Below are 12,906 nucleotides of genomic sequence, written 5' to 3' on the forward strand. Positions count from 1 at the left end.
GCCGGAAGCGAACGCAAGCAAGCGGCGCCTCAGGCCACCGCCTTGTTCTGCCGCACTGGGATTTTGAGGTAGCGCACGCCGTTGGCTTCGGCCTCGGGGGAGCGCCCGGCGCGGATGTTCACCTGGATCGAGGGAAGCAGAAGCAGCGGCGCTGCGAGGGTCGCATCCCGCTTCGTGCGGAAGGCGACGAACTCCTCCTCCGTCACCCCGTGCTTCACATGCGGGTTATGGGCGCGCTGTTCCGCCACCGTGCTCTGCCAGGCATAGGTGTCGCGGCCCGGCGCCTTGTCGTCATGACACATCCAGAGGCGTGTGTGCGGCGGCAGGGCCAGAAGACGCCTGATCGAGCGGTAGAGCTGGCGCGCGTCACCGCCCGGGAAATCCGCCCGCGCGGTGCCGTAGTCGTGCATGAAGAGCGTGTCGCCGACGAACACGTCGCCACCGATCCGGTAGGCGATGTCCGCAGGCGTATGGCCGGGAACGTGCATCACCTCCACCTCGAGCGAACCGAGGAGGAAGCGTTCGCCGTCGCGGAACAGGAGGTCGAAGTCGCCGCCCTCGGGCTTTAGGTCCTGGGCGTCGAAAACGGGGCGGAAGATGCGCTGCACCTCCTTGATGTGCTCGCCGATGCCGATCCGCGCCCCGGTGCGCGCCGCGATGTAGGGGGCAGCGGTCAGATGGTCGGCGTGCGCGTGCGTCTCGAGCACGTAGCGGATCGCGACACCCTCCTCCTTGGCGGCAGCGAGAATGCTGTCGGCAAAGGCGGTGTCGGCCGTGCCGGAGCGGTTGTCCCAATCAAGCACGGGGTCGATCATGGCGCCCTCGCGTGTCGCGGGGTCCCAGACGAGGTAGCTCACGGTGTTCGTGGGTTCGTCGAAGAAGGCGCGGATTTCGGCGGGTTGCATTTTTCTCTCCTTCGTTGGGTCGGAGGGTCTTGCGCTGAATATAAGTGCTCCCTTAATAAGCGCAAGCTTATGAAGGAGGCTGGTATGGCAACCGCAGACACGGCACTGATGGACGAGCTTGCAGCGAAGGCCGCCGAGGCAGCCCGCCTGCTTCGCCTGCTCGCCAACGAGAACCGGCTGCTCGTGCTCTGCCACCTGGCGGGCGAGGGAGAGATGGGCGTCGGCGCACTTGCCGACGCCGTCGGCCTCTCGCAGCCGGCGCTGTCGCAGCACCTCGCGAAGCTTCGCGAGGATGGGCTGGTCGCCACGCGTCGCGAGGCGCAGTCGGTGTTCTACCGGATCGCCGACCGCAAGGTTTCCCGCCTCCTTGAAGTGCTGCGCGAGCTCTACTGCCCGCCTACCGCCTGATCGAACTCGACCGGAAGGAGAGACTGACCATGCTGAAGACGATCACTCCCGAACAGGCAGCCGAGATGCTGCGCGACGGAGGAGCGACTCTCATCGACGTCCGCGAGCCTGACGAGCATGCGCGCGAGCGCATCCCAGGGGCGATGAACCTGCCGCTGTCCCGCCTCGAGGAGGCCGAGCTCGCCGTGCGCGAGGGGCGGCCGGTTCTGTTCCACTGCCGCTCAGGGGCGCGCACGGGCGGCAATGCCGGGCGTCTCGCGGCGAAGGCGGGGCTCTGCGAGGCCTACATCATCGAGGGCGGGCTTGAGGCGTGGAAGCGCGCCGGCCTGCCGGTGGCGGAGGACCGTCGCCAGCCGCTCGAGCTGATGCGTCAGGTTCAGATCGCTGCCGGCGCGATGGTTCTGCTCGGCGTGCTGCTCGGCGCCCTGGTTTCGCCGTGGCTTTACGGGCTCGCCGCGTTCGTCGGCGCGGGGCTCGTGTTCGCCGGTGTGACTGGCACCTGTGGCCTCGCGCGCGTGCTTCGGCTGATGCCGTGGAACCGGGGGCTCGCCGCCGCGTGAGCGATCCGAAACCCCTTTCCGGAGCCGGTCGATGCTCACCCTGACCGTGATCGAGAGCCTGCTCGGCGCCGCCTCGGGCGTGCTCGTCGGCCTCTCGCTTAGCCTCGTCGGTGGCGGCGGGTCGATTCTCGCCGTGCCGCTGCTTGTCCATCTGGTCGGTGTCCCGCTGCCGCATGTCGCGATCGGCACGAGCGCGGTGGCGGTGGCGGCGAATGCGGCCGCGAGCCTTGCGACGCACGCCCGCGCCGGCCATGTGCGCTGGCCTTGTGCGGCTGTGTTCGCGGCGGCAGGCGTGCTGGGCGCGCTCGGCGGGGCACGGCTCGGCAAGATGGTGGATGGTCAGACGTTGCTCGCCGCTTTCGCCCTGATGATGGTGGCGGTGACGGTGCTGATGTTCCATCGTCGCGAGCCGGCTCAGGAGCGCCGGGTGCGTCTCAGCCGCGAGAACGCCCCTGCGCTCGTCGGCGCCAGGCTTGGCGCCGGCGCGCTTTCGGGGTTCTTCGGGATCGGCGGCGGGTTCCCGATCGTTCCCGGCTTGGTGGCGGCGACCGGCATGCCGATGCTTCAGGCCGTCGGCACCTCCCTCGTGGCGGTGACGGCGTTCGGTCTGACCACCGCCGCGAGCTATGCCGCCTCGGGCCTCGTCAACTGGGCGCTTGCCGCGGTGTTTGTCGCGGGGGGCGCGGTTGGAAGCCTCGTCGGCGCCCGGGCGGCGATCGCTCTGTCGCGTCGCCGTGGCCTCATGACGAAGCTCTTCGCCGGCATCATTCTCGCCGTCGCTGCCTACATGCTCGCGCGCAGCTTCGCCGCCCTCTGAGCGTCGGCTCGGCTGAGGCGTTGGTGCTGAGCGCGACGCCTCGATGCCCGCTCGCGGCGATGTTGGATGGAGCGGAGGCCAGCGCTCGAGACGCCTGAAGCCTCGGGGGCTGCGAACTCTGTATGGCGCGCGCCGCATGCCATCGCTGCGGTCCGCTATCCCTACGCGACCTCTCCTGTCCCCGTGGCGTGGTTCGCCTCGCTCAGGCCGCCTTCGCCGGCTCGCGCTTGGCCGCCATTGGCTCGGGCGGCACAAACCGCTCGACGAGATAGAGCGGACGCCCCTTCACCTCGTTGAACACGCGCCCGAGATACTCACCGATCACCCCGAGCGTCATCAGCTGCACCCCGCCGAGGAACAGCATCACCGCCATCACGGACGGATAGCCGGGTACCGGGTTGCCGAAGACGAGCGTGCGCACCACGATCACCCCGCCGAAGCCGAGCGCGAACACGGACACGGCAAGTCCGAGATAGGTCGCGATCTTGAGCGGCATCACGGTGAAGGAGGTGATCCCCTCGAGCGCGAGGTTCCAGAGTTTCCAGTAGTTCCACTTCGTCGTGCCGGCCGCACGCGGCGCGCGGTCATACAGAACCGCCTTCGAGGGGAAGCCGATCCAGGCGAACAATCCCTTCATGAAACGGTGGTGCTCGCGCAGTTGCAGAAGGGCATCGACCGACCGCCGGCTCATCAGCCGGAAATCCCCGGTATTGGGCGGAATCCGCACACGCCCGCCGAGATGCTGCATCAGCTGGTAGAACAGCTCCGCCGTCTTGCGCTTGACGATTGTCTCGCCCTCGCGCACTCGGCGTTGGGCAAAGACGACGTCGTACCCCTCGCGCCAGCCGGCGACGAGCTCGGGAATCACCTCCGGCGGGTCCTGCAGGTCGACATCCGTCACCACCACCGCCTCGCCGCGCGCGTGATCGAGCCCGGCGGTGAGCGCGATCTCCTTGCCGAAGTTCCGGCTGAGATTGACGATGCCGATGCGCGGGTCGGCGGCGCGGAGGCGTTCGAGGATCGCAAGGCTCCGGTCGCGCGAGCCGTCGTTGACGTAGATCACCTCCCACGCAGCACCAAGCCGCTCCATGACCGGAACGAGCCGGGCATGGAACTGCTCGATCACCTCCTCCTCGTTATAGAGCGGCACGACGATCGAGAAGGTCGGGCAAGCGGCGGGGACGGCATGCTCCTGCCCTGGGACAGCAGGCCGTGTCATGGGGCCGCCATCCTGAAGGAGCTGGGACGTCGGGGAAGTCACCATGCCTGTCACCCGTGTCTCTCCGCCACTACCGGGGCCTCCATGCCGAGCCAGCGCCGAAGCATGACATAGCCGACGCCGAGCAGGGTCGGCCCGAGGAACACCCCGATCAGGCCCATCGCAACGAGCCCGCCGAGCACGCCGATGAGCATCAACAGAAGGGGCAGCCGCGCGCCGCGGCTGATCAGCACCGGGCGGAGAACGTTGTCGACGGTCTGCACGGCACCGAGGTTCCACGCGAGCAGCAGGGTCCCGGTCAACGTCTCGCCGGAGTGGTAGAGCCAGAGCACCACGGGCAGCCACACGGGCAGCGGCCCGATCTGGATGATGCCCGCGATCAGCACGCCAAGCCCAAGCAGCGGCACGGCCGGCACGCCGGCAGCGGCGAAGCCGATCGCAGCCAGAACCGCCTGAACCGCCGCCGTGCCGACCACCCCCGCAGAGACGCCGCGGATCGCCCGGGTGGCGACGTCGAGCGCCTCCGTCCCCTCCGCACCACCAAGGCGGGCTGCAAGCCGCGCCGTCATCTCTGCAGCAACGTCGCCCTTGGCGTAGAGAACGGCGGTGGCGATCGCGACCAGAAGGAACTGAAGCATCGTCTCGCCGATCTCGGCGAGGCTCCTGAGCAGCCAGCCCGCGATGGCGGGGCCGACACGTTCGACGAGGTCGGCGGCGGCGCCAGCGTCCTCGGCCAGCGTGCGCCAGGTTTCGGAGAGCCGCTCGCCAAAGAGGGGCAGCGACGCAATCAGGCGCGGCGGCTCGCGCGGCACAGCCGCGACCAGATCAGCCGCCATGCCGCGAAGCTGCGGCAGACCGGCGGTGATCGTGTCGACCAGTGACACGGCAGGCAGCACGACCAGAGCGAGCATGGCAAGAGCAAGCAGGGTGGCGACGAGACCGCGCCGGTTGCCGAGCCGTGCGGTGAGCCATTCGAGCGGCCGCCAGAGCGTGACCACGATCACCGCGGACCAGACGAGGGCAGGGATGAAGGGAGCGATGATGACAAGGCAGGCGAGAAGGAGAAGCACCGCAAGCCCGTAGCCGAGAACCTGTTCGAACTGGGGCGCCCTACCCGGTCGCGGCACCGTCCGCTCCTCGCTCATCGGCGTTCCCTGCTGCCTCCACGACTCCGGCCAGTCGATGAGAGCCTGCGCGCGCCTCTCCTGTCCATGCTTGCGGTTGAGTGCGGCACGTGGACGCTGCAGGGTTGCACCATGGCCCTCGAGCACAGCATCATCCTGCGGGAGGTTGTTGTCTTCCTCGCCGCTGCTGGCATCGCCGTGCCGCTCATGCAGCGGCTTCGCGTCAGCCCCGTGCTCGGCTGGCTGCTCGCTGGCCTGCTCGTCGGGCCGCATGGCGCCGCGCGAGCGGCCGACTCCTTTCCCCCTCTCGCCTTCGTCTCGATCGCGCACTGGGCCGCTATCGCCCCGCTCGCCGAGATCGGGGTTCTGTTCCTCATGTTCTCGATCGGGCTCGAGCTGTCCTTCGCCCGGCTTTGGGCCATGCGGCGGCTGGTGTTCGGCCTCGGCGCAGCGCAGGTTCTCTTCTCGGGCGCCGTGATCGCCCTCGTCGCCTGGGGTTTCGGCAACAGTCCGGGCGCGGCGATCGTGCTCGGGGCATGCCTCGCCCTCTCCTCGACCGCGATCGTGATGCAGGTGCTGATCGAGCAGCGGCGCGTCGCCACTGTCCTCGGCCGCAGCACCTTCGCCGTTCTGCTTCTGCAGGATCTCGCGGTGGTGCCCATCCTGTTCGTCGTCGGCGTGCTCGGCGCGCGGGCGGGCGATGACTCGCTCGCCGTGCTGCTCGCTTCCGTCCTCGCGGGCGGGCTCGTGGTGGCGGTCATCTGGGTCGTCGGGCGGCGCGCGCTGAAGCCGCTGTTCCGGCTGGTGGGCGGAGCGCAGCGGCCCGAGCTCTTCATGGCGATGACGCTGCTGACCGGTCTCGGCGCCGCCTGGGCGACCGCCGAAGCGGGACTGTCGGCGGCGCTGGGCGCGTTCCTCGCCGGGCTCCTGATCGCCGAGACCGAGTATCGCCATCAGGTCGAGGCCGATCTCGAGCCGTTCAAGGGTCTCCTGCTCGGGATGTTCTTCATGTCCGTCGGCATGCGGATCGACCCGGGCGCGGTGGCGGCAGCACCGGTTCTCCTCCCGCTCTCTGCGGTCGGGCTGATCGCGGTGAAGGCAGCGACCGTCTTCCCGCTCTGTCTCGCCTTTGGTCTGCCGCGGCCCGTGGCGGCGGAAGCCGCGCTCCTGCTCGGCCAGGCAGGCGAGTTCGCCTTCGTCGTGGTCGCCCTCGCGAGCCGACTCGGGCTCCTGCCCGAGGAGACAGCGAATTTCATGCTCCTTGTCGCGGCTCTGACCATGGCCGCGACGCCGATGCTCGCCGCCGTCGGCAGACGTGTGGCGGCGTCGATGACCGGGCACGCGGCGGAGACGCCCGAGGAGCCGGAGGAGGGCCTCGCCGGCCATGTGATCATCGCGGGCTTTGGCCGGGTGGGCGAGATGCTCGGGCGAATCCTCGACGAGGAGGGAGCGAGATGGGTCGCGCTCGACCTCGACACGGCCGCCGTCGCCCGCCACCGGCAGCAGGGCAGGCCGGTTTTCTATGCCGATGCGAGCCGGGCGGAGGTGCTGCGCCGCGCGGGCGCTGCGGGTGCGCGCGCGCTCGTGCTGACGATGGACAGTCCCGCTGCCGTTCAGCGCGCGCTCGCCACGGCGCGACAGGGCTGGCCAGGGCTTGCGGTGATCGCGCGCGCGCGCGACCCTGCCCATGCCGCGCGGCTTGTGGAACTCGGCGCCACCCAGGCGGTTCCGGAGACGGTCGAGGCGGCGCTCGCCCTCGCCTCGGGCACGCTCGCCGCGCTCGGCGTTCCGGATGAGGTCGCGGTCGAGGCCGTCGCACGCGAACGGCTGCGTCTCGCCGCGGACTGAGCCGCCTCCGGCCGCCGGGGCTTGGCGAGACCCCCCTCGCAGCCACATCCTGTGGCGTCACGCCAACCGCTTCCGGGGAGAGAAGCCATGAAGTTCGGGCTGAGCCAGCCGATGCGACGCGTCGAGGACCCGCGCCTTCTTCGCGGCAAGGGAACCTACACCGATGACATCTCGCTCCCCGGCCAGGCCTATGGAGTGGTTGTGCGCAGCCCGCACGCACATGCCGCGATCCGCCGAATCGACACGGCACCCGCTCTCGCCACCCCCGGCGTGCTCGCCGTCTTCACCGGGGAGGACTTCGCGGCGATGGGGCTGGGCAACGTTCCCTGCGCCATCCCGCTCAAGAACCGCGACGGATCGAACCGCGCCGAGACGCCACGGCCGGCGCTTGCGGTCGGACGCGTCCGACACGTCGGCGACCCGGTCGCCTTCGTCGTCGCCGAGACGCAGAAGGCGGCGCGTGACGGGGCCGAGGCGCTCGTGGTCGAGTACGACGTGTTGCCGGCGGTGACCGATCTCGCCACCGCCCTGGATCCTGGCCAGCCGCTGGTGTGGGACGACGCGCCAGGCAATCTCTGCTTCGACTGGGAGACGGGCGACAAGGCCGAGACCGACCGTCTGTTCGCCGAAGCGGCGCACGTCTCGCGCCTGACGGTGGTGAACAACCGGATCGTCGTCGCCTCGATGGAGAGCCGCGCGGCTGTGGCGGAGTATGACCGGGCGAGCGGGCGGTTCACCCTCCACACCAACACTCAAGGCTCGTGGCTCGTCCGTCGCCTGCTCGCGACGGAGGTGTTCAAGCTGCCGGAGGAGCGGTTCCGGGTGATCACGCCGGATGTCGGCGGCGGCTTCGGCATGAAGCTCTTCCTCTATCCGGAGCATGTGATGGTCACGGTCGCGGCGCGCGAGCTCGGCCGGCCGGTGAAGTGGGCGAGCGACCGTTCAGAGGCGTTCCTCTCCGACACCCACGGCCGAGACAACATCACCACCGGAGAGCTCGCGCTCGACAAGGACGGGCGTTTCCTCGCGCTGCGCACCCGCACCCTCTCGAACATGGGGGCCTATCTTTCAACCTTCGCGCCGTACATCCCGACGGGCGCAGGCTCCAAGGTTCTCGCCTCCGTCTACGGCTTCCGAGCGATCCACGCCCATGTTCTCGGGGTTCTGACCAACACCACCCCCGTCGATGCCTATCGCGGCGCCGGCCGGCCGGAAGCGAACTACATCGTCGAGCGCCTGATCGACACGGCAGCGCGCGAGCTGGGCATCGACCGGGTGGAGTTGCGCAAGCGGAACATGGTCCCGCCCTCGGCGATGCCATGGAAGACGCCGATGGGCGCGACCTATGACAGCGGCGATTTCGTCACCGTGCTCGAGGCGGCGCTGAAGAAGGCGGATTGGGCCGGTGCGCCGCAGCGCAAGCAGGAGGCGGCGCGGCGGGGCAAGAAGCGCGGCATCGGGCTTGCCTATTATCTCGAGGCGACCGGCGGGGCGCCGACGGAGCGCGCCGAGATACGCTTCGCCGAAGACGGGATGGTCGAGGTCCTGGTCGGAACCCAGTCGACCGGCCAGGGACACGAGACCGCCTACATCATGCTCACGGCAGCCGAGCTCGGCATCCCGCATGACCGGATCCGCGTGCTCCAGGGCGACAGCGATGCGGCCCCCAGCGGCGGGGGAACGGGGGGCGCCCGCAGCCTCTACTCCGAGGGCCAGGCGATCCTCGCCACCACCGCCACCGTGATCGAGAAGGGCAAGCAGGCGGCAGCCGAGGTGCTCGAGGCAGCCGCCTCCGACATCGTCTTCGAGAACGGCCGGTTCGGCGTCGTCGGAACCGACCGCGGCATCGGCATCCTCGAGCTTGCGGCCACGCAGCGCAAGCGCGCGGCGGCGGGGGAGCCCGCGACTCTGCTTGATGCCGCCGAGGTCGCCGAGATCAAGGCGCACACCTTCCCGAACGGGTGCCATATCGCCGAGGTCGAGATCGACCCGGCGACGGGGGTTCTCGACATCGTCCGCTACCTCGTGGTGGACGACGTTGGGCATGCGATCAACCCGCTGATCGTTCGCGGCCAGGTGCACGGAGGCGTGGCGCAGGGAATCGGCCAAGCGGTGTTCGAGCACACCGTCTACGACCCAGAGAGCGGCCAGCTGGTCGCAGGGTCGTTCATGGACTACTGCCTGCCGCGGGCCGACGACCTGCCCGACATCGAGGTGGACCTGATCGAGATCCCCTGCGAAACGAACCCGCTCGGCGTGAAGGGTGCGGGCGAGGCGGGAGCGGTGGGCAGCCCGCCGGCGGTGATCAACGCCGTGGTCGATGCTCTCGCCGAGGACGGGGTGAAGCACGTCGACATGCCGGTGACGCCGGAGCGGCTCTGGCGCGCGCTCGCCTCGGCGAAGGCGGCCTGAACATTGGACTGGTGCGGGCCGCCTGCGCCGCGGGCGGCCCGCGCGCTCGTCACCGTGCGTGTCGGCCAATCACGCGCCGATCGAGCGTGAGGTCTGATCGCGGGAGGAGGGCCGCGGACCCCTCGGTCCATGCCCCGTTTCGACGCGTCACCTCGACGAGACTGCGAGCGGCTCTGTCCCATGCCCTGGCGGCTCATCCTGCAGCATCGCCCCGGCTCCGGGTGGACAGGCGGGCGCGGCACGATCAGAGTGCGGCGCGTTCCCGTGAGGAGAGGACACCGATGTCCCAGCCGCGCTTCCTTCACACGATGATCCGCGTGGGCGATCTCGAACGCTCCGTCGCCTTCTACACGAAGCTCCTCGGCATGAAGGAACTCCGCCGGCGCGACGTGCCCGAAGGCAAGTACACGCTCGCCTTCGTGGGCTATGGTGACGAGACGGAGAACACGGTGCTCGAGCTGACCTACAACTACGGGGTCGAGAAATACGAGCATGGAACCGCGTTCGGCCATCTCGCGATCGGCGTTCCTGACGTCTACGCCACCTGTGAGCGGCTGCGCGCGGCAGGGGTGAAGATCACGCGCGAGCCCGGGCCGGTGAAGTTCGGCACCACCGTGATCGCCTTCATCGAGGACCCCGACGGCTACAAGATCGAGCTCATCGAGCGCGCCTAGGCTCTGCCTCGCCTCGCCCCGGATCCCGAATCCGACCGGGCATGGCCGAGGCAGGCAGCGACCACCACGGCCGCGCCTGCGACCTCGACCGCACCCGGGGCCGTTCCGAAGACGAGGGCGTCATAGCCGATCGCCCAGACCATCGCCGTGAAGTCGTAGGGCGCAAGCCGGGCAGGCGAGGCGAAGCGTATCGCCGCCGTCAGCGACACATTGCCGCCCGCCCAGAGCGCCCCAGTGAGCGACAGGAGCACGATGTCGGCCGCCGACGGTGCCTGCCAGGTCATGGCGGCGAAGGGGCCGATCGCGGCAAGCCCTGCGAGCGCCGGGATGCTCATGCTCTCCGCGAGCCGTGCGTCCGGCCCGAGCCGACGCGTGACCACCATCAGAAGCGCGTAGGAGCAGGTGCCGGCGAAGGCGGCGAGGTAGCCGATGAGGGGGCCGCGTCCCGCGCCCGACGCACTCGCGATGCCCGGCGACAGGGCAAGCGCCACGCCGGCGAAGCCGAGCGACGCCCAGAGCCACGCCGTGCGCGGAACCACTTCGCCCAGCAGGACGCGTGCGAGAGCGAGCGTGACGAAGGGGGCGGTGAAGAACACGACATAGGCGTCGAACAGAGGCAGGCGCGCGAAAGCAACGAAGAAGGTCAGGCCCGAGCAGTGGATCAGCACAGCGCGCAGGAGCTGGAGTGCAAGCCGCGCGCGCGGGATGCCCCGCGTTCGGATCGCCTGCGCGAGCGCGACCGGCCCGACAAGCGCGAGCCCCACGCCACAGCGCCAGGTGATCACCTGCGCCGCGCCGAACCCGGCGGAGAGCAGCTTCATCGCGACGTCGTTGGCCGAGAACAGGGCGATCGCGAGCAGGATCAGCGCCGGCCCCGCAAGACCCGCGCGCGCGAGAGCGTTTCCCATGCGCGCCCGTCATGCCCGCCCAACACCGCTTCGGCAAGCGTGGCCGAGGGTGGCGTGCGCGGTCGCGCCCTGGCATACGGAGCGCCCCGATGACCCCCTCTCTCGCCTCCGCGCTCATGCCGCTGATGCGGCTGATCGACCCAGAGACGGCGCACGGCCTTGCCCTTCGCGCCCTGCGCGCGGGGCTCGCGGGCAGAGCCGATCCGCCCACGCTTGCGGTCGAAGCGATGGGGCTTCGGTTTCGCAACCCGCTCGGCCTCGCCGCCGGCTTCGACAAGAACGCGGTCGCCGTCCGTCCGCTGTTCGCCCTCGGCTTCGGCTTCGTCGAGGTCGGCACGATCACGCCGCGGCCGCAGGCCGGCAATCCGCGCCCGCGCCTCTTCCGCCTCGCCGAGGACGGAGGGGTGATCAACCGCATGGGCATGAACAACGAGGGATGGGAGGCCATCTCGGCGCGGATCGCGGCGATGCGCGCCGAGGGCCCTCTGCCCGGGCCGTTGGGGATCAATGTCGGCATCAACAAGGACTGCGACGACCCGGTGCGCGACACGGGCCTGCTCGTCGAGGGAGCGGCGCGCTTGGGCGACTACGTCACAGTCAACGTCTCCTCGCCGAACACGCCGGGCTTGCGCGACCTCCAGGCGGCGGATCGGCTCGCTAAGCTCCTCGAGGCGTCGCGGCAGGGGCTCGCGCGCGCAGGACAGTCGGTTCCCATCCTCGTGAAGCTCGCCCCCGATCTCGACCACGACTCGCTCGGGCCGATCGTCGAGACGGCGGTCGCGGGCGGCGTGTCGGGGCTGATCGTCTCCAACACCACGATCGCCCGGCCGGCGACGCTGAGGAGCCGTCATCGGAACGAGGCGGGCGGGCTCTCCGGCCGGCCGCTCTTCGCCTCCGCGACCGCGATGCTGCGGCGCGTGGCACGGATCGCCGCGGGCAGGCTCGTGCTGATCGGCGCGGGCGGTGTCGCGAGTGGCGCCGACGCGTATGCGAAAATCCGCTCCGGCGCCTCTCTGGTGCAGCTCTACTCGGCGATGGCCTATGCGGGCCCCGCTCTGCCCGGGCGGATCGTGTCGGAGCTTGCCGCTCTCGTCGCGCGCGACGGGTTCAGACGCGTCGATCAGGCGGTCGGGCTCGATCGGGAGCGGGACGATGCCTGAGCGGCTTGAGGGAATCGCACCGCTCTCGGAACGGTTCGACGGGTTCATCCTCGACCTCTGGGGTGTGGTGCACGACGGGGTGAAGCCCTATCCCGGGGCTGTGGAGTGCCTTGCGAGACTCAAGGCGTTGGGGAAGCGAAGCGTTCTGCTCTCCAATGCGCCGCGTCGAGCCTGGGCCGCCCAGGCGGCGATGCGGGCGATGGGCATCGCCGACGACCTCTACGACGGTATCCTCACCTCCGGCGAGGCGGTGCACATCGCGCTGCGTGACCGGACCGACCCCTGGTTCGCGGCCCTCGGCCCCCGCGTTCTCCACCTCGGCCCGGAACGTGACCGCAACGTGATCGAGGGCCTGAGGCTCGAGCGCGTCGCGACACCGTCGGAGGCCGATTTCGTGCTGAACACCGGCCCCGACGACCACCAGGCCGGGCAAACGGTGGAGGATTTCCTGCCCCTCCTTGAGGCGTGCCTCGAGGCGTCCCTGCCGATGATCTGCGCCAACCCTGACCTCGAGGTGATCCGCGGCGGGGTGAGGGTGATCTGCGCCGGAGCGCTCGCCGAGCGCTACGCCGCGATGGGAGGCGAGGTGCGCAGCCTCGGCAAGCCCGACCCTGCGATTTACCCTGCGGTGTTCGCGATGCTCGGCCTTGCTCCGTCGCGCGTTCTGGCGGTCGGCGATTCGCTCCGCACCGACATCGCCGGCGCGGCGGCGGTCGGCATCGCCTCCGCCTGGGTGCTGGGGGGAATCCATGCCGAGGAGCTCGGCCTCGCCGAAGGAGCGCTGCCGCCGCCTGGGCTGGCCGAGGCGCGTGCGGCGGAGCACGGCCTGACGCCTGACGCCATCCTTCCCGCCTTCCGCTGGTAGGCCCTG

At 70.0% G+C, this 12,906-nt stretch carries 12 protein-coding genes; 8 read left to right on the plus strand and 4 right to left on the minus strand.

The features are described 5' to 3' along the window. Positions 1-29: 29 nt before the first annotated feature. On the minus strand, positions 30-905 hold the full coding sequence (locus tag KO353_RS16130) for an MBL fold metallo-hydrolase (protein WP_218285766.1): 876 nt from the start codon (positions 903-905) through the stop codon (positions 30-32). Positions 906-989: 84 nt separating this feature from the next. On the opposite strand from KO353_RS16130, the gene KO353_RS16135 reads away from it, so the two are divergent. From KO353_RS16135 to KO353_RS16145, 3 genes are read left to right on the plus strand one after another with little or no spacing between them, the layout of a single operon-like run. Continuing rightward, positions 990-1,313, plus strand: a complete 324-nt coding sequence (locus tag KO353_RS16135) for an ArsR/SmtB family transcription factor (protein ID WP_218285767.1) — start codon at positions 990-992, stop codon at positions 1,311-1,313. Positions 1,314-1,342: 29 nt separating this feature from the next. Next, complete coding sequence (locus KO353_RS16140; protein WP_218285768.1) at positions 1,343-1,873, plus strand: rhodanese family protein; 531 nt, start codon at positions 1,343-1,345, stop codon at positions 1,871-1,873. Positions 1,874-1,904: 31 nt separating this feature from the next. Further along, a complete protein-coding gene (locus KO353_RS16145) occupies positions 1,905-2,690 on the plus strand; it encodes a sulfite exporter TauE/SafE family protein (protein ID WP_218285769.1) in 786 nt (261 codons plus the stop codon). Between the two features lie 202 nt (positions 2,691-2,892). Here KO353_RS16145 and KO353_RS16150 read toward each other — a convergent pair whose 3' ends face one another. Continuing rightward, the gene (locus KO353_RS16150; RefSeq protein ID WP_218285770.1) at positions 2,893-3,909 is read right to left on the minus strand and encodes a glycosyltransferase family 2 protein; all 1,017 of its coding nucleotides are present in this window, start codon (positions 3,907-3,909) and stop codon (positions 2,893-2,895) included. 50 nt (positions 3,910-3,959) lie between these two features. After that, positions 3,960-5,054 (minus strand): AI-2E family transporter, encoded by a 1,095-nt coding sequence (locus KO353_RS16155; protein ID WP_218285771.1) that lies wholly within the window; start codon positions 5,052-5,054, stop codon positions 3,960-3,962. Positions 5,055-5,165: 111 nt separating this feature from the next. On the opposite strand from KO353_RS16155, the gene KO353_RS16160 reads away from it, so the two are divergent. The 3 genes from KO353_RS16160 to gloA all read left to right on the plus strand — a co-directional run bounded on the left by KO353_RS16160 (position 5,166) and on the right by gloA (position 9,967). Then, on the plus strand, positions 5,166-6,881 hold the full coding sequence (locus KO353_RS16160; protein ID WP_218285772.1) for a cation:proton antiporter domain-containing protein: 1,716 nt from the start codon (positions 5,166-5,168) through the stop codon (positions 6,879-6,881). An 87-nt stretch (positions 6,882-6,968) separates the two neighbouring features. Then, a complete protein-coding gene (locus KO353_RS16165) occupies positions 6,969-9,293 on the plus strand; it encodes a xanthine dehydrogenase family protein molybdopterin-binding subunit (RefSeq protein ID WP_218285773.1) in 2,325 nt (774 codons plus the stop codon). A 281-nt stretch (positions 9,294-9,574) separates the two neighbouring features. Beyond that, on the plus strand, positions 9,575-9,967 hold the full coding sequence (gene gloA, locus KO353_RS16170) for a lactoylglutathione lyase (RefSeq protein ID WP_218285774.1): 393 nt from the start codon (positions 9,575-9,577) through the stop codon (positions 9,965-9,967). Here the strand turns inward: gloA and KO353_RS16175 are convergent. Beyond that, positions 9,964-10,875, minus strand: coding sequence for a DMT family transporter (locus tag KO353_RS16175; RefSeq protein WP_218285775.1), 912 nt, complete (start codon positions 10,873-10,875; stop codon positions 9,964-9,966). The two genes, gloA and KO353_RS16175, sit on opposite strands and share 4 nt — an antisense overlap. A gap of 89 nt (positions 10,876-10,964) precedes the next feature. Between KO353_RS16175 and KO353_RS16180 the strand changes: the two genes are divergently transcribed. Together KO353_RS16180 and KO353_RS16185 are read left to right on the plus strand one after the other, a co-directional pair. Continuing rightward, positions 10,965-12,035 (plus strand): quinone-dependent dihydroorotate dehydrogenase, encoded by a 1,071-nt coding sequence (locus tag KO353_RS16180; protein WP_218285776.1) that lies wholly within the window; start codon positions 10,965-10,967, stop codon positions 12,033-12,035. Then, positions 12,028-12,900 carry a TIGR01459 family HAD-type hydrolase gene (locus KO353_RS16185; protein ID WP_218285777.1) on the plus strand — a complete coding sequence of 291 codons (873 nt, stop codon included), beginning with the start codon at positions 12,028-12,030 and terminating at the stop codon, positions 12,898-12,900. The genes KO353_RS16180 and KO353_RS16185 overlap by 8 nt, the downstream gene beginning before the upstream one ends. Positions 12,901-12,906 lie beyond the last annotated feature (6 nt).

This window comes from Elioraea tepida (genome assembly GCF_019203965.1).
GTDB lineage: Bacteria > Pseudomonadota > Alphaproteobacteria > Acetobacterales > Acetobacteraceae > Elioraea_A > Elioraea_A tepida.

What these genes read in the sequence shown, in the direction of transcription:
- KO353_RS16145 (WP_218285769.1), top strand. Translation starts at nt 1,905, where the DNA reads ATGCTCACCCTGACCGTGATCGAGAGCCTGCTCGGCGCCGCCTCGGGC.
- gloA (WP_218285774.1), top strand. Translation starts at nt 9,575, where the DNA reads ATGTCCCAGCCGCGCTTCCTTCACACGATGATCCGCGTGGGCGATCTC.
- KO353_RS16180 (WP_218285776.1), top strand. Translation starts at nt 10,965, where the DNA reads ATGACCCCCTCTCTCGCCTCCGCGCTCATGCCGCTGATGCGGCTGATC.
- KO353_RS16130 (WP_218285766.1), bottom strand. Translation starts at nt 905, where the DNA reads ATGCAACCCGCCGAAATCCGCGCCTTCTTCGACGAACCCACGAACACC.
- KO353_RS16155 (WP_218285771.1), bottom strand. Translation starts at nt 5,054, where the DNA reads ATGAGCGAGGAGCGGACGGTGCCGCGACCGGGTAGGGCGCCCCAGTTC.
- KO353_RS16160 (WP_218285772.1), top strand. Translation starts at nt 5,166, where the DNA reads ATGGCCCTCGAGCACAGCATCATCCTGCGGGAGGTTGTTGTCTTCCTC.
- KO353_RS16175 (WP_218285775.1), bottom strand. Translation starts at nt 10,875, where the DNA reads ATGGGAAACGCTCTCGCGCGCGCGGGTCTTGCGGGGCCGGCGCTGATC.
- KO353_RS16185 (WP_218285777.1), top strand. Translation starts at nt 12,028, where the DNA reads ATGCCTGAGCGGCTTGAGGGAATCGCACCGCTCTCGGAACGGTTCGAC.
- KO353_RS16165 (WP_218285773.1), top strand. Translation starts at nt 6,969, where the DNA reads ATGAAGTTCGGGCTGAGCCAGCCGATGCGACGCGTCGAGGACCCGCGC.
- KO353_RS16135 (WP_218285767.1), top strand. Translation starts at nt 990, where the DNA reads ATGGCAACCGCAGACACGGCACTGATGGACGAGCTTGCAGCGAAGGCC.
- KO353_RS16140 (WP_218285768.1), top strand. Translation starts at nt 1,343, where the DNA reads ATGCTGAAGACGATCACTCCCGAACAGGCAGCCGAGATGCTGCGCGAC.
- KO353_RS16150 (WP_218285770.1), bottom strand. Translation starts at nt 3,909, where the DNA reads ATGACACGGCCTGCTGTCCCAGGGCAGGAGCATGCCGTCCCCGCCGCT.